The organism is Flavobacteriales bacterium, assembly GCA_016713875.1.
Classification (GTDB): Bacteria; Bacteroidota; Bacteroidia; order Flavobacteriales_F; family PHOS-HE28; genus PHOS-HE28.
On sequence record JADJOI010000003.1, the window covers coordinates 296285 to 311690 of the forward strand.

11 protein-coding genes, 3 tRNA genes, 1 other RNA gene and 2 pseudogenes are annotated in these 15406 nt (G+C 64.7%); 12 read left to right on the forward strand and 5 right to left on the reverse strand.

The window, feature by feature from the left end; all coding sequences use genetic code 11:
• Window positions 1-3951 carry an FG-GAP repeat protein gene (locus IPJ87_02735; protein ID MBK7940791.1) on the reverse strand — a complete coding sequence of 1317 codons (3951 nt, stop codon included), beginning with the start codon at window positions 3949-3951 and terminating at the stop codon, window positions 1-3.
• Window positions 3952-4279: 328 nt separating this feature from the next.
• Between IPJ87_02735 and IPJ87_02740 the strand changes: the two genes are divergently transcribed.
• Window positions 4280-5167, forward strand: coding sequence for a DUF2279 domain-containing protein (locus IPJ87_02740; protein ID MBK7940792.1), 888 nt, complete (start codon window positions 4280-4282; stop codon window positions 5165-5167).
• On the opposite strand, the gene IPJ87_02745 is transcribed toward IPJ87_02740, so the two are convergent.
• The gene (locus tag IPJ87_02745) at window positions 5158-5730 is read right to left on the reverse strand and encodes an NUDIX hydrolase (GenBank protein MBK7940793.1); all 573 of its coding nucleotides are present in this window, start codon (window positions 5728-5730) and stop codon (window positions 5158-5160) included. The genes IPJ87_02740 and IPJ87_02745 overlap by 10 nt on opposite strands.
• 55 nt (window positions 5731-5785) lie before the next feature.
• On the opposite strand from IPJ87_02745, the gene IPJ87_02750 reads away from it, so the two are divergent.
• The 4 genes from IPJ87_02750 (at window position 5786) to IPJ87_02765 (ending at window position 8636) form a co-directional block, all read left to right on the forward strand.
• On the forward strand, window positions 5786-6370 hold the full coding sequence (locus IPJ87_02750; GenBank protein MBK7940794.1) for a Smr/MutS family protein: 585 nt from the start codon (window positions 5786-5788) through the stop codon (window positions 6368-6370).
• Between the two features lie 16 nt (window positions 6371-6386).
• An RNA gene (gene rnpB, locus IPJ87_02755) (RNase P RNA component class A) lies at window positions 6387-6846 on the forward strand.
• 107 nt (window positions 6847-6953) lie between these two features.
• On the forward strand, window positions 6954-7688 hold the full coding sequence (locus tag IPJ87_02760) for a hypothetical protein (GenBank protein ID MBK7940795.1): 735 nt from the start codon (window positions 6954-6956) through the stop codon (window positions 7686-7688).
• A gap of 33 nt (window positions 7689-7721) precedes the next feature.
• Window positions 7722-8636 (forward strand): hypothetical protein, encoded by a 915-nt coding sequence (locus IPJ87_02765; protein MBK7940796.1) that lies wholly within the window; start codon window positions 7722-7724, stop codon window positions 8634-8636.
• Between the two features lie 15 nt (window positions 8637-8651).
• On the opposite strand, the gene trxB is transcribed toward IPJ87_02765, so the two are convergent.
• From trxB to IPJ87_02780, 3 genes are all read right to left on the reverse strand, one after another.
• On the reverse strand, window positions 8652-9599 hold the full coding sequence (gene trxB, locus IPJ87_02770; GenBank protein ID MBK7940797.1) for a thioredoxin-disulfide reductase: 948 nt from the start codon (window positions 9597-9599) through the stop codon (window positions 8652-8654).
• A 66-nt stretch (window positions 9600-9665) separates the two neighbouring features.
• Entirely contained in the window at window positions 9666-10634 is a 969-nt protein-coding gene (locus IPJ87_02775) for a DUF4249 domain-containing protein (protein MBK7940798.1), read from the reverse strand.
• Complete coding sequence (locus IPJ87_02780) at window positions 10634-13036, reverse strand: TonB-dependent receptor (GenBank protein ID MBK7940799.1); 2403 nt, start codon at window positions 13034-13036, stop codon at window positions 10634-10636. Before IPJ87_02780 ends, IPJ87_02775 begins: the two co-directional genes overlap by 1 nt.
• 708 nt (window positions 13037-13744) lie before the next feature.
• Between IPJ87_02780 and IPJ87_02785 the strand changes: the two genes are divergently transcribed.
• From IPJ87_02785 to IPJ87_02815, 7 genes and pseudogenes are all read left to right on the forward strand, one after another.
• A tRNA-Pro gene (locus tag IPJ87_02785) sits at window positions 13745-13818 on the forward strand.
• A gap of 49 nt (window positions 13819-13867) precedes the next feature.
• Window positions 13868-14121: pseudogene (locus IPJ87_02790) on the forward strand (GIY-YIG nuclease family protein).
• Window positions 14107-14167: transfer RNA gene (locus IPJ87_02795), tRNA-Ser, on the forward strand. The pseudogene IPJ87_02790 and the gene IPJ87_02795 overlap by 15 nt, the downstream one beginning before the upstream one ends.
• Before the next feature lie 56 nt (window positions 14168-14223).
• A pseudogene (locus IPJ87_02800) lies at window positions 14224-14477 on the forward strand (GIY-YIG nuclease family protein).
• Window positions 14463-14521 (forward strand) — tRNA-Gln (locus tag IPJ87_02805). Before IPJ87_02800 ends, IPJ87_02805 begins: the two are co-directional and overlap by 15 nt.
• Before the next feature lie 57 nt (window positions 14522-14578).
• Complete coding sequence (locus tag IPJ87_02810; protein MBK7940800.1) at window positions 14579-14833, forward strand: GIY-YIG nuclease family protein; 255 nt, start codon at window positions 14579-14581, stop codon at window positions 14831-14833.
• Window positions 14834-14935: 102 nt separating this feature from the next.
• A complete protein-coding gene (locus tag IPJ87_02815; GenBank protein ID MBK7940801.1) occupies window positions 14936-15190 on the forward strand; it encodes a GIY-YIG nuclease family protein in 255 nt (84 codons plus the stop codon).
• Window positions 15191-15406 lie beyond the last annotated feature (216 nt).

Here is a 15406-nt window from a genome sequence, read left to right on the forward strand (position 1 = left end):
TTACTCCTTGACGACCGTGGTGCGGTCCAGCACCGCGCCCGACCGGTCCGTCAGGGTGAGCACGTAGATCCCCAGGGGCAAGGACCCGATATGGAGGTCGGTATAGCGGTCCTCGCTCGCGATGGTCCGCCGCAGATGGGGTCTGCCGGCGGCGTCCACCAGTTCGAGCATCGCGGCGGGTGCGGTCCAGACCACATGGAGGTGGTCGGAGGTCGGTCTGGGGGCCACCACCAGGCCTTGAATGACGCGGTCCCGGTCGATGGTGATGAGGGGGCTCACTTGCAGACCGCCATCCAGGTCCTCGATGACCAGACGGTAGTAGGCCAGCCCGGCCGGAGGGTCGATATCGGAGAACGTGTATTCCACCAGGTTCTGGCTTTCGCCCACGGCCGTCACGCTGCCGATCGGTGCGAGCACATCGGGGTCCGTGCCGCGTTCCACCAGGAAGCGCGCGGTACCCTGCTCGGAGGCCGTGCTCCATACCAGTTCATTGCTGCGCTCTTCGGCCCATCCAGTGAACTGCACGAGCTCCACGGGAAGGACACCGATATCGCCCATGCCCGAAGCATACCCATAGAACCAGCGGCTGAAACGTTGACCATCGAATAGCTTGGCCATCTTGTACTCCACGCGTACCCGCCACTTGTAACGCAGATGCCCTGCGGTCTTGTAGATCAGCTCCTTGATCTCCGTTCCGCCGACGCCCATGTCGGTCCAGGCCGCGCTCAGGCCCGTGCTGCCCAGGCTGTTGGTGATCGGGGCGCCGCTGAACGCCTGGCCTTCGAAGACGACCTCCCACCGCAGCCTTCCGTCCGATCGATGCATGGGGCTGCGGGCGCGGTGCCCGATCCCGAAGTGGTCGGGCACACCGAAATCCATGCAGTTGGTGGCGAGCGGCGACACCAGGTCGGCCATGTACTGTCGGGAATACCGGTCGAGCGAATATCCGCGGTTCCCGCGGTGCCAGTGCCAGCGTCCCTCGTTCGCGAAGGCGGGTGAGGCGAAGGGCGCACCGGCGAGGATCTCCGAGTAGCCATCCCCATCCGCATCGCCCCCGCCGCTGACCGCGCTGCCGAGCTGCTCTCCGGCCACGTTGGTCTCGATGACATCGATCAATGCGGCGTTGATCCCCGCTGGCGTGCCTTGGTACACGTACACGGCACCTTCATCGGCCTGGGCCACGGCGCTCTCGTAGCCGGGGCTTCCCACCACGATGTCGGCATAGCCATTGCCGTTGATGTCCCCGGCCTCGGCGACGCTGGCGCCCATGAAGCCATTGACGATGTTGCGCTGGAGGGTGGTGCTCGGGGCGGCGCCGATGCCCCCTGCCGAGCCGTGGAACACGAAGGCGGCACCCTCGTCGGTCTGGCCCGACTCCCAGCGGTCAGCTCCGACGACGACATCAAAGAAACCGTCCCCGTTGATGTCGCCGCCGCCGGCGACGCTGACGCCGAAGCGGGCCCCGACCTGGTCCACCTCCAAGCGGCGCACGAACGGCAATACCACCCCGGTGGCGGATCCGTGGTAGACGAAGGCGCCTCCTTCACCGGCCTGACCGTTGCTGAGGTCGCGTGCCCCGATGATGATGTCCGAGAAGCCGTCTCCGTTGACATCCCCGGCCGTGCAGACGGAATGGCCGAAGCGGTTCGCGGCAGGAGGTTCGCTGAGGACCACATGTGGTGCGGTGGGTATCCCGGTGGGAGCACCCAGATAGACGTAGGTCTGTGAGGTGCCCGGTGCACCCACCAGCACGTCGGCATATCCGTCCGTGTTGATGTCGCCCGCCGCACTGACGCTGAACCCGAACTCCGATCCCGCAGTGCCGATGAGCGTGGTGGCAGGGGCGGCGCCGAGCCCTCCGGGACCGCCATGATGGATGTAGGCCCGACCGGCGCCTCCGGATTGTGGCGCGCCCACGATCACGTCCGCATAGCCGTCGCCGTTGACATCCCCCGCGGTGCAAACACTGGCCCCGAAGCGTGCACCGCCGACGTTGGCCTCCAGGGTTGAGCTGGGGGCCACGGGTAGGCCGGCAGGCCCGCCGAGCCGGAACTCCACAAGTCCTTCGCCCGCCTGTCCGTTGCTTCCATCGGGGATGCCGACCAAGGCATCCGCATAACCGTCACCGTTGACATCGCCGGCGTTGCCCACCGCGGCGCCCAAGAAGGCGCCGGCGGCTCCGCCCGTGGTGGTGGTCGTGGAGGCGAGACGCATGGAATAGGTGCCGCCCATGTACACCGCCGCGCCGCCGCCGAAGCCGTACTTGAACGCGCCTACCACGAAGTCGGAGAACCCATCCCCATTGAGATCGCCGGCGGTGGACACGCATTCGCCCATGAACGCGCCCGGCGTGTTGAGCTCGTAGTTGAAGATCGCTGGCGTGGTGATCCCGGCCGAGGAGCCGAAGTACAAGCGGACCTGACCCTCCTGGCTTTCGGGATTGGCGAAGTAGGGCATCCCCACGAGCAGATCGCCATAGCCGTCGCCGTTCACATCCCCGGCCGTGCTCACCCACCGCCCCATCCAGGCGTTGTTCTGATTGCTTTCCAACGCGATGGCGGCGGTCGTGCTGAGGCCCGCTGCACCGCCGTGGAAGACGCGGACCACACCTTCTCCCGTCTGTACGCCGATCTGGTCCCGGTAAGCTCCGACGGCCACGTCACTATAGCCATCACCGTTCACGTCGCCGGCGCAGGTCACGCTCCACCCGAAGTTGTTGTCATTGACCGTTGGCGTGCCGAAGAGGGTCAGGGCCGGGGCGGGATTGAGTCCGGCGCCCAGTCCGGTCGGCCCACCGTGATAGACGAACACGGCGCCCTGGTCGAACCCGGGAGCGACGCTCCACTGCGAGGCGCCAATGACCACATCGCTGTAGCCATCGCCATTGATATCACCCGCACAGGCCAGGCTGCGGCCGAAGTGCGCGCCTCCTTGATTGCGCTCCAACCGGTGCGTGGGCGCGATATTCAGGCCGGCGGCGCTACCGAGGAAGACGACCACGGCTCCCTCTTGGAACGACGGGTAGGCGCTGAGGTAAGCTCCGACGCCGACATCGCTGTATCCGTCATTGTTGATGTCCCCCAGGCAGGCCACGTTCGAGCCGAAATTGTCGCTGGCCTGGTTCATCTGCAGGGTGACGTTCGGCACCGTGGCAACCCCGCCCGCGGACCCATAGAACACGAAGGCCGCTCCCTCGGAGAGCTGGTTCACCACATCGTCCTCCCAGGTCCGTGCGCCCACGATCAGGTCACTGAACCCATCGCCATTGACGTCGCCGGCCGTGCTGGCGGAGCAGCCGAACTGGGCGCCTTGCTGGTTCACCTCCAGCACCACGCTCGGTGCGGCCAGGATGCCGGTATTGGAGCCATAGTGCACATAGACGACACCTTCGTTCAGCTGGCCGTTGTTCGCGTACGGGGCGCCGATGACCAGGTCGCTGTAGCCATCCCCGTTAAGGTCACCGGCAGTGGCCACCGCCGTGCCATAGTCCGCCCCAGTGACCGGGGAGGACAGCACCAAAGCCGGGCTGGAACTCACCGGGTCGATGGTGACCGGATACACCGCACCAGCGTCGTCCACGGTGATGGAGATCCGTGTTCCATCCGTGTGATGCACGCCGAGCTTGGCTGGAAGCGGGGTTCCGTGGGCGTCCCAACAGCGCAGATCACGGTAGCTGAGCCGATGCGCTCCACCATGGTCCAGGAAGTGGACCTCGCCACGGTCCACGGACACAGGGATCAGGTCGCCTGTGGTCAACAGGTCCACCACCAAGGGGCCGACCCCAAGTGGGCGGGTCGCCAACAGGAAGTTCTGACGGAGCCCTTCCTGAGCGGCCACGTATTGGACGGTGACAGCGCCGTGCTGCCAGCGAAGATCACCATCCCGAACAGACACGGTGGACGGCTCCCATGGCCGGAGCCCTTCCGCTCGACCGATGGAACGCACCTGCATGGATTGCCGCCACGATCCATCCGCAGCATCCAAGGAAAAGCCGGCCGCAAGGACCCTTCCGGACATCCCGTGGTCCGTCAGCTCGCTCGTCCAAACAGGCCGAAGGCCGCTCCGCATCAACCCAGGCGCGGACGTTGCGTCCGCTGCGGACCCGGAGAAGCCCACGGCCGAAAGAACGGCGGCCATGACGATGGGGGGGGGCCTCACGGGAGCAGGTCGGATGTAACTGGCAAAGCTACTGGAAATGAGGCCTCTTGGCAAGGTGTGCCAGGTCCTCCGGATACCTTTGGCCCTTATGCGCGGTGGGAGGGAAGGCAGCTTAGGGGCCATGCGCGGCGGCTTACGGACAACAGGGCTCGTGGTCGTGTTGTTCGTGAGCGGCCATGCTGTGGCACAGACAGTACCGCCCGATAGTGTCGCCCTGCACCGGGGGCGTCTTGCCGCCGTGTCGACGGCCGGTGTGGCCGTCATGGCAGGAAGCCTGATCGGGCTGAACGAAGCGTGGTATGCGCAGTATGACCGTGGCCGCTTCCATGGGTTCAACGATGGCGCCGAATGGCTGCAGATGGACAAGGCCGGACACGTCTTCAGCAGCTACTGGATCGGCCGATGGGGGCAGGGCCTCATGCGCTCGGCGGGTGTTCCGCAGCGGCACGCGGCCTGGGTGGGAGCGGGGACATCGCTGGTCTTCCTTACCGGCGTCGAGGTGCTGGATGGGTTCAGCACGGGCTGGGGGTTCAGCGGTTGGGACATGGTGGCCAATGCGGCCGGAGCAGGCCTGTTCCTCGGGCAGGAGCTCGCTTGGGGGCAGCAACGCATCAAGGTCAAGTACAGCGTCTGGCCTGGTCCCTATGCGGCGCAGCGGCCCGATCTGCTGGGCACGTCCTTCGCCGAGCAGGTGCTGAAGGACTACAACGCGCAGACGATGTGGCTCACGCTCTCCCTCGGGGCGGTGCGCCGACGGACAGGTGCATGGGACTGGCTTGGCGTGGCGCTGGGCCATGGGGGCGACGGGATGCTCACTGCGGAGGCCTCGCCCGCGGACGGGCGCTATCGCCAAGTGCTTCTGTCGCTGGACGCTGACCTGGAGCGCATCCCGGTGCGCGGAAAGGGGTGGCGTACCGTGCTGTTCCTTCTGAACTGCATCAAACTGCCTTCACCGGCGATCGAATGGCGGAGCGATGGCCGGGTGATGCTGCATGGGCTCTATTTCTGAGCCAGGGCGTCCCGACCTCCCTGAAGCAGCAGCACCTGCACTTTCAACACGGCGGCCACGGTAAGGCTGTCGGTCACCTCGCCGTCCATCACCATCCGCAGCAGCTCGGCGAAGGGCACCTTGCGCAGGGCGAGCTCCTCGTCGTGATCCGGCTGTGGGGTGTGGAACGTGAGGTCCTGCGCGAGGTAGATGAGCGCGTGTTCATCGCTGGCCGAGTTGCTCAGGTCCATCCGGAGCAATTCGCTCCACTGCCGGGCCACGATGCCGGCCTCTTCCCGGAGCTCGCGTTGGGCGCTCACGAGCGCGGGGATGTCGCGCCGGCCCCCGCCCTCGGGGATCTCCCAGCTATACGCTTGCACCGGGTAGCGGTACTGGCCCACGATCCAGGTGTTGAGATCCTCGTCCAACGGCACGATCCCGATCGCCAGGTTCTTGAAGTGCACCACGCCGTAGATGCCCGGCCGGCCTCCGGGGTCGATGACGTCGTGGTGGCTCACCGAGATCCAAGGGGTCTCGTATCGAAGCTCCTCGCGCAGGGTGGTCCAGGGTCCTCGTTTCTCCATGGTGGTGGTGGTGCGGCCAAGATACCCGCCCAGACGCTCCACCTACCTTTGCCGCATGGGCGCGGTGCTTCGGGCCGGTGACAAGGTCTCCTTCCTCGACGAGGAGGGTGGGGGCACGGTGCTGCGCGTGTTGCCACGGGAGCGCGTGGTGGTGCGCACGCACGATGGGTTCGAACTGGAGTACCCGGTGCGGGCCCTGGTGCCGCGCGTCTTCGACGAGCATCAGCACCGGGTGACGGATCACCAGGCCGGGATGATCGCGGCCAATGACGAGATGGAGGAGCGCCGGCGACGGAGGAGCGCGGGTCGCGATCAACGGCCGGGCAAGACCCCGAAACGGCCGGAGGACAATAGTGTGGCCGAAGTGGACCTGCACTTGCACGAATTGGTCGAGGACGAGACCCGGTTGAGCGATGAGGAGAAGCTGAGCTATCAGCTGGCCTATTTCGAACGTGCCCTTGAGGCCGCGATCCGGGACGGAAAGCGGAAGCTCATCGTGATCCATGGCGTGGGCGAAGGGGTATTGCGCGAGGAAGTGCGCCGGGTCCTGCAGTACTATGACACCGTGCAGTTCCATGATGCCGATCCGCGGCGGTACGGGTCGGGGGCCACGGAGGTGGTCATCCACCACCGGAGGTGAGCGTGTTCGTTGACATCCTGTGCATCGCTTCGTCGCTGTCCGCCGCAAGGCGGAGAGAGGAAAGTCCGGGCAGTGCAGGGCACCGTGCTTCCTAACGGGAAGGGGGCCTGGTGGGAACGCCAGGTTCACGGAAAGTGCCACAGAAAGGTAGACCGCCACAAGGCCGCGAGGCCTGAGGCCGGTGCTTGACAAGGTCCGCCTTGGCCAGGTACCGGCGAGGCAAGGATGAAAAGGTGAGGTAAGAGCTCACCAGTGCCGGTGGCGACATCGGCAGCTTGGTAAACCCCACGGGCTGAAAGACCAAATAGGCCGGGGTCCGACCGGACCACCCCGCAAGGGGCTCCGGTCGGTAAGGGCGGCCCGTCCGATCCCGGCGGGTAGGTCGATGGAGGTCCATCGCGAGGTGGACCCTGGATAAATGACGAGGGCTCCGCTCCGGCGGGGAACAGAACCCGGCTTACAGATGCACAGGCCTTATTGCGAAGGGCCTTTGCGCCATGCCGTCAGGTGTGCGCGTGGGGCCCTTCGTCGCGTCCGGACCCGGCACGGTGCTTGCCCATCCAGCGGGTCTACATTTGACCTCATGTTGCGAACGCTGCGCGCCTGTTCCCTGCTGCTCATGAACGCCATGCTTTGCGGACCTGACCAAGCGTTCGGCCAGGAGGAAGTCACCGTTCAAGGCCGGGTCGTCGCCCAGGGTCATCAGGGCGCTTATTACGACCTCATGGTGGTGAACAAGCGCACACGAACCGGCAGTTTCGGCAATCCCGACGGCACATTCATCGCCCGGATGCTTCGAACGGACACGCTGCTGGTGGGTCTGGGTGGCTATGTCACAAGAACCTTCACCGTGCGTGACAGCGTGCCCAAGGCGGCGTATGATGTGGTGATCGCCCTGTCGCCCTGGACCATCGTGCTGCCCGAGGCCAGTGTGCTGAGCGAACGGACGCTCAAGCAGATCCAGCAGGATATCGCCAAGCTGGGCTACAAGGAGTTGGACTATCGCGTGAGCACCGTGGATGCCTTGCAGAGCCCCATCACGTTCCTGTACCAGGAGTTCAGCCGGCGCGAGCGCAGCAAACGGGAAGTGGCGCGGCTGCAGAACGAGGACCGCAAGCGCGACCTGCTGAAGGAGCTTCTGCACAAGTACGTGGAGTACGACATCATCAACCTGAGCAATGACAGCTTCGACGACTTCATCGATTTCTGTGCGGTGCCGGACGCGGTGATGCAGGGGCTCAGCCAGTACGAGTTCCTGATCTACGTGAAGAAGAAGTACGAGCTCTACACCAGTCTGGGGCCCACCCGTCGGTATTGAACGATGGCCGCGGGTCGCCTTCTTCGCCGAACCGTGGAGGGTGTCGCGGTGCTGCTGTTGATGGTGATGCGCGTTCCGGCCCAGCCGGACAGCCTGCCGCCGGGGATCCTGCTGGACGAGGCGGTGGTGGTGGCCCAACGGGAGGGTTTCGACGTCGCGGCCTTCATCGCACGTGTGCGCTCGGACACCACCTACCAGGATGCCTTCCTCAACCTGCGCAGGCATCCGCACCGAACGGAAGGTGAGCTGCGCGTGCATGGCCCGCGCGACCGTGAGCGGGCAGGGTTCTTCCGCATCGCCCATCTGGTACGTGAAGGGGGGATGGCTGCCCAGGTGATCGACAGCGTGCGCGAGGAAGGACGTCTGCGCAAGGCGGATGGCGACCACCGCTACCTCACTCTACGGATGTTCCAGAGCCTGTTCTTTCCCGAGGGGCCCCGGCCCGTGCCGGTGACCGTTGCGGAGGTGCACGCAGCGCGCACCGGCAGTTCACGGTTCGAACGCTACCGGGCCGACCTCAAGGCCTTCATGTTCAACCCGGGCGAAGGGGTGGACGTGCCGATCGTGGGCGACAAGCTGGCGCTCTTCGATCCCGCGATCGCCCGGCACTATGCCATGAGCATCTGGAGCGGCGAGCGCAACGGTCATGATTGCTGGGTGTTCAGCGCGGACGTGTTGCCGGAGGTCCCTCGTCAGACCGTGGTGATCAGGACGATGGACACCTGGTTCGACAAGACGACCGGACAGGTGATCGCCCGCGAATACCGCATGACCCATGCGGGCATGCTGATGAGCTTTGACATCACCATGGTGGTCGACCTGGCCGTGCAGGACGGTCTGCTGGTGCCCACGCATGTGCGATACGATGGGGATTGGGACCTGCCCTTGCAGCGGCGCGAGCGTGTGCGCTTTTTCCTGCGCACGACGGAATGGTCAGCGTGGCGATAAGGTCCGGCCTTCGGTTCAGTGGCGTCCCTGCGCCGCCAGCCAGCGCTCGGCATCCAGTGCGGCCATGCACCCGGTGCCGGCACTGGTGACGGCCTGCCGGTACACCTTGTCCGCGGCATCGCCGGCCACGAACACACCGGGGACCTTGGTGCTCGTGCGGTCGGGGTCGTGCTTCAGGTAGCCGGCCTCGTCCATGTCCAGCCATTCACTGAAAATGTCCGTCGCGGGTTTGTGCCCGATGGCCACGAAGAGCCCCGTCACGTCGAGCCGGCGTTCCTCTCCGGTCCTGTTGTTGATCGCGAGGAGGCCGTCCACCGCATGTTCCCCCAGCACGTCCTTCACCTCCGTGTTGAAGAGCACCTCGATGTTGGGGGTGTTCTCCACGCGATGCACCATGGCTTTGGAGGCGCGGAACTTGTCGCTGCGCACCAGCATGTACACCTTGGGACAGAGCTTGGCGAGGTAGGTGGCCTCCTCGGCGGCCGTGTCGCCGGCACCCACGAGGGCCACGGTCTGCCCGCGGTAGAAGAAGCCGTCGCATACAGCACAGGCCGTCACCCCGCCTCCCGCATCGCGCAGGCGCAGCTCGTTGGGCAGGCCGAGCCACTTGGCGCTGGCACCGGTGCTGATGATCACCGTATCAGCATGGATCTCGTCCTTTTCGTCCACCCACACCTTGTGCACCGGGCCGCTGAGGTCCACCTTGGTGACCCAGCCGTTGCGGATGCGCGTCTCGAAGCGGAGGGCCTGCTGCTTGAGGTCCTCCATCATGTCGGGCCCGGTGCGTCCTTGGGGATATCCGGGGTAGTTGTCCACCTCGGTGGTCTGGGTGAGCTGGCCTCCGGGCAGGGGACCTTCGATCATCAGCGGCTTGAGGTCGGCGCGGGCGGCGTAGATGGCGGCGCTGTAACCGGCGGGGCCTGAGCCGATGATCAGGCACTTGACGTGTTCGGTGGTGGACATGGGGGTTCGAGGGGCCGCAAAGCTATGCGCGCCGGCGGGCCGGTGCGGTGATGCACATCACGCTGCTCACTGGATGCACACCAGCGTATCGAGGTAGGCGTGCAGCCCGGCCCAGACGCCGAGGCCGCCCTCGATGTTGCTGCGCACGTTGGCCGGCTGGGTGAACAGATCGCCCTGGGTGGCCACGTTGTTCTCATAGCTGCGGTAGAAGTCGTAGCTGGCCTTGTCCAGGGAGATCAGCTTCACGGCCACGGTATCCCCGCGCTTGAAGGTGCTGCCCCGGTCCTCGGGGTCCGAGAAGCTGCTGCTGCCGCGCGAGATGATGAATTCGATGGCCTGGCCGTTGAAGTACTGGTCGTTGCTCGTGCTGCCCAGGGGGGCGGCGAAAGTGGCGTCCAAGGCGGCCCCGTCCTCGCCGGTGTTCAGGCGGCGCGTCATCACGCGGTAGAAGTTGTTCGGTGCCGGCGGGTCGAAACTGCGCGCCCATAGGAAGCCTGTGCTGTCGTCGCCGTCACTGCCATCCTGGTCGATGAGCCGGAACCAGAGGGAGTCCAACGGGACGGCGGGCACGATCGTCGTGGTGCTGGTCAAGGTCTTGCCCTCGGCCTCGATCCTCAGGTCATACACCCCGCCCTCTTCTCCGAAGATGGCCTGGTCGGTGGTCGAGTAGAGGCAGATGTCGACCGTGGCGAGCAGCTGCGGGTCCAGCCCCGTGGCCTCGGCGGCCAGCAGGATCTGCTCTTCGGTGAGGATGGACGAACAGACCATGTCGAGCGTGTCGGTGACGAGCCCATTGCTGACGATGACCACGGCATTCTTGACGAAAAGCCCGGCGAACGAGCTCAGGTCGGTCGGGGCGAAGAAGCTCTGGGTCCGGGTGAGGATGATGATGGGTGGCTCTCCGGGCTCGATGGTGCCCTCCACCACCAGTCGGGGCTCGGTCTCGGGCACAGCCACGGTGATCTCCTTCTCGCAGGCGCCAAGCATCAGGGCCAGGGCCGAAGTGAGCATGAGGGGCAGTGCGCGCTTGTTCATCAGAACTTGAAGTTCCAGGTGATGGAGGGGAGGATGCTGAACAGGCTCACCTGCTTGGCCACCACCTGCAGGCTGCCGTCCGCCACGTTGCCCTCGTTGTCGAAGTAGATGAAGTAAGGGTTGGCTCGGTTGTACACGTTGTACACGGACAGGGTCCAGCTACTGCGCCAGCGCCGGGTGCGGTAGGTGACCTCTCCGGTGGACTTGTCCTTCACCTTCCGTTGTTCCTTGTTGTTGAGGGTGATGGCCAGGTCGAGGCGGTGGTACGGGGCCATCCGGAACCCGTTGCGCTCGGTGTATTCACTGACCAGGTTGCCTTCCACGAAATAGCGGTTCACGGGCAATGTGGCGGCCTGGCCGGTGGCATACACTAAGGTGCCGGCGAAGTTCCACCGCTTGTTCAGCTCGTACACGGCCACCACGCTCAGGTCATGGCGGCGGTCCCACCGGCTGGGGAACTCGCGCCCCTCGTTGATGTCGGGGAAGATCCGCATGGTCTTGCTCCAGGTGTATCCGATCCAGCCGTTGAGCTTGCCGGTGGCCTTCTTCACGAAGAGCTCGGCGCCGTAACTGTAGCCGTTCCCGAAGACGAGCTGGGTGTAGTAGTTGGTGTTGCCGTTGGCCTGGGGTTCGGCTCCCTCTGCGTACTCCACCAGGTTACGCATGTCCTTGTAGTACACCTCCACGCTCGTCTCGATCATGTTGTCGAGGAAGTTGCGGAAGTAGCCTGCGGCGTATTGGGTGCCGATCAAGGGCTTCACCTCGCGGCTGGCGGGGATCCACACATCGGTGGGCAGGGCGATGCTGCTGAAGCTCGCGAGGTGCACGTATTGTTGGCCCCGGTTGAAACTGGCCTTCACGCTGCTTCGTTCGTTGAGACGGTAGCGGGCGCTCAGGCGTGGTTCCAGCGCGAAGTAGCTGCCGACGGTTTCGCCGCCGGAGAATGAGCGGGTGTCGGTGCGTTCACCCTGCTCGTCCAGGACGAACTCGTCAAAAGGGCCCACGTGTGCGAAACCGGTGAACCGAAGCCCGGCATTGATGCGGATCTCGTCCGTCAGATCGAACTCGTCCTGCACGTACACCGCGCCCTCATGGGCGATGAGGAGGCTCGGCGCAAGGATGTCGAAGTCGGTGTTGCCACTGCGGGCCTCCACTGTGCTGGGCGTATAGGTGTGATGGATGTACTGACCGCCGTACTTCAGGGTGTGGCGCACACTGGCGTAATGGCTCAGGTCCATCTTGAGGCCCACGTCCTTGATGCCGCTGAAGAGCGAGAATGCGAAGAACTCCTGGTCGGCCTTGAACTCGAACCGGTAGTCGCTGAAGGTGGCGGTGGAGTTCAGGAAGAGCTTCGGGCCGAAGACGTGGTTCCAGCGCGCGCTCACCGTGGCGTTGCCCCACGGGATGCGGAAGGTGGGCGCATCCGGGTCGCTGTTGGCGAAGGTGAACACATCGCGTCCGAAGTAGCCGCTGAGGTAGAGGCGGTCCTTGTCGCTCAGGCGGTAGTTCACCTTCGCGTTCACGTCGTAGAAGTAATAGCCCGAACCACCGAAGGCCGAACTATCGGGGATGAAAGGCTTGGTGATGACGTCGATGTAGGTGCGGCGACCGCTCAGCAGGAAGCTGGCGCGCTCCTTCACGATGGGCCCTTCCACGGTGAGGCGTGAGCTGATGAGCCCGATGCCGCCCTGGGCGTGGAACGACTTGTCGTTGCCCTCCTTCATGCTGATGTCGAGGACCGAGCTGATGCGGCCGCCGTACATGGCGGGGATGCCGCCCTTGATGAGCTCGATGTTCTTCACGGCGTCGGCGTTGAACACGCTGAAGAAGCCGAAGAGGTGGCTGGCGTTGTACACGGTGGCCTCGTCCAGTAGGATGAGGTTCTGGTCCGGCCCGCCGCCCCGTACGTAGAATCCGGCATTGCCCTCGCCGTTGCTCTTCACGCCCGGCAGGTACTGAAGGGTCTTCAACAGGTCCACTTCACCCAGCAGCGCGGGCAGCAGCTTCACCTGCTGCACGTCGAGCTCGGCGCGGCCCATGTCGGTGCTCTCGGTGTTCTTCCGGGCGTCCTTTCCGGTGATGGTCACCTCCTGGGCGATGATCGCGTCCGGCTGGAGCTCGATGTTCAGCACTTGATCGGCCTTCAGCTCCACGGTGATCGTCCGGTCGCCGTAACCCAGATAGCTGGTGTTCACCGTGTAGGTCCCGGGTTCCAGGGTCAGCGAGTAGTACCCATAAGCGTTGGTGGCCGTGCCTTTCTTGATGGAAGGGAGGTACACCCCGGCACCGATCAGCGCCTCCCCACTGGCCGCATCCTTCACGTAGCCGCTCAGGGTGTGCCGCTCCTGGCCGATCACCAGGGTGCAGGGGAGGAATGCGAGGACCAGTGCGGGAAAGCGCATGCGAGGGCCGGCAAAAGTAGCCGTGCATGGGGAGGACAACGCTCAAGATCCATGAATGTTCGATTTCACCCATGAGCGGTGAGCCCGGTTGTGGAGAACGCTGTGCATAACCTCCTGGGAGCTTCACATTCCGGGAAGCGTGGGCCGTCCGGTCGATCGGACCTTTGTCCGCAGATCAGGAGCATGATGAACACCTTCCTCCGGAAGTACCACACCAGCCTGTTGACCTTCGGCATTTACCTGGCCCTGACGGCGTTCGCCCTCTTGGTATCGCTTGGCCTGCTGTAAGGTGCACCCGGAACCGGCAGATTCGCACGGGATGTTTACATTTGCGCCCCCTTGGGTGTAGCGCAGCCCGGTGTCGCATCCCGCCGGTGGCGGGATGGTCGCTTCGAAATGCGGGACAAGGTTCTCGGGGGTAGCGCAGCCCGGTAGCGCATCCCGCCGGTGGCGGGATGGTCGCTTCGAAATGCGGGACAAGGTTCTCGGGGTGTAGCGCAGCCCGGTAGCGCATCCCGCCGGTGGCGGGATGGTCGCTTCGAAATGCGGGACAAGGTTCTCGGGGTGTAGCGCAGCCCGGTAGCGCATCCCGCCGGTGGCGGGATGGTCGCTTCGAAATGCGGGACAAGGTTCTCGGGGTGTAGCGCAGCCCGGTAGCGCATCCCGCCGGTGGCGGGATGGTCGCTTCGAAATGCGGGACAAGGTTCTCGGGGTGTAGCGCAGCCCGGTAGCGCACTTGCATGGGGTGCAAGTGGTCGCTGGTTCGAATCCAGTCACCCCGACTGGTCATGGGAGGGCCGCCGATCCGGCGGCCCTCTTCATTGGCGGTCCATGGGTGCCACATTCTACATGCTGTACTCTGCTCAATTGGATCGGTTCTACATCGGGCACACGACCGAAAGGATGGATGAGCGACTGCGCAAGCACCTTTCGGCGCACCGTGGTTGGACATCACGCGCCAGGACTGGCGGGTCGTTCATGAGGAGACCTATGCGGACAAGGCAACGGCCTACCAGAGGGAGCGGGAGGTGAAGGGATGGAAGAAACGGTCCCGGATCGAGGGGCTTATCGGCGCAGCCCGGTAGCGCATCCCGCCCTGAGGGCGGGATGGTCGCTGGTTCGAATCCAGTCACCCCGACTGGTCATGGGAGGGCCGCCGATCCGGCGGCCCTCTTCATTGGCGGTCCATGGGTGCCACATTCTACATGCTGTACTCTGCTCAATTGGATCGGTTCTACATCGGGCACACGACCGAAAGGATGGATGAGCGACTGCGCAAGCACCTTTCGGCGCACCGTGGTTGGACATCACGCGCCAGGACTGGCGGGTCGTTCATGAGGAGACCTATGCGGACAAGGCAACGGCCTACCAGAGGGAGCGGGAGGTGAAGGGATGGAAGAAACGGTCCCGGATCGAGGGGCTTATCGGCGCAGCCCGGTAGCGCATCCCGCTTTGGGCGGGATGGTCGCTGGTTCGAATCCAGTCACCCCGACTGGTCATGGGAGGAGCCGCCGATCCGGCGGCCCTCTTCATTGGCGGTCCATGGGTGCCACATTCTACATGCTGTACTCTGCTCAATTGGATCGGTTCTACATCGGGCACACGACCGAAAGGATGGATGAGCGACTGCGCAAGCACCTTTCGGCGCACCGTGGTTGGACATCACGCGCCAAGGACTGGCGGGTCGTTCATGAGGAGACCTATGCGGACAAGGCAACGGCCTACCAGAGGGAGCGGGAGGTGAAGGGATGGAAGAAACGGTCCCGGATCGAGGGGCTTATCGGCGCAGCCCGGTAGCGCATCCCGCCCTGAGGGCGGGATGGTCGCTGGTCCGGATCCAGTCACCCCGACTGGTCATGGGAGGGCCGCCGATCCGGCGGCCCTCTTCATTGGCGGTCCATGGGTGCCACATTCTACATGCTGTACTCTGCTCAATTGGATCGGTTCTACATCGGGCACACGACCGAAAGGATGGATGAGCGACTGCGCAAGCACCTTTCGGCGCACCGTGGTTGGACATCACGCGCCAAGGACTGGCGGGTCGTTCATGAGGAGACCTATGCGGACAAGGCAACGGCCTACCAGAGGGAGCGGGAGGTGAAGGGATGGAAGAAACGGTTCCGGATCGAGGGGCTTATCGGCGCAGCCCGGTAGCGCATCCCGCCCTGAGGGCGGGATGGTCGCTGGTCCGGATCCAGTCACCCCGACCGGTCATGGGAGGGCCGCCGATCCGGCGGCCCTCTTCCTGGGTGGCCGATGAGCGCTACGTTCCACCTCCTTCTTTCTGCACGACGCGCGACAGGAACAGTCCTGCTTCAGGTGGTCGATCGGTCCGAACGATGAACGGCTGTGGCGGCATCCGGCGCTAGC